The 320-nt window shown below is 56.2% G+C and carries 1 protein-coding gene; it reads left to right on the forward strand.

Annotation, left to right across the window (positions count from 1 at the left end; translation table 11 throughout):
* Positions 1 to 96 precede the first annotated feature (96 nt).
* On the forward strand, positions 97 to 320 hold a 224-nt coding region (locus H5114_RS20265; RefSeq protein WP_182723887.1), incomplete at its 3' end, for a hypothetical protein.

Consider the following 320-nt stretch of genomic DNA (forward strand, 5'->3'; position numbering starts at 1 on the left):
GACGCTTGGTTTGAGATTGACCCCGTGACCGGTGTCATCAGCTTGACCCCAGCGGGCGTGGCCGCCGTCGCCAATGACTTTGAAGCCCTGGCGAACGTGCACAATTTAGTCGTTGGCGCCTCAGATGGCGTCAACACCACCAACATTAACGTCACCCTCACTGAGCTTGATGTCAATGAAGGTCCTAAGTTCACCCCACCCGTGGGCGAAACCAGCTACAACTTTAGCTACAATGAAAACAGCAGCGACAGCACCGTGATTGGCACCGTCAATGCCACCGATCCAGAAGGCACGCCAGTGACCTACAGCATCGTCAGCGG

The organism is Shewanella sp. SR43-8, from assembly GCF_014163775.1.
GTDB lineage: Bacteria > Pseudomonadota > Gammaproteobacteria > Enterobacterales > Shewanellaceae > Shewanella > Shewanella vesiculosa.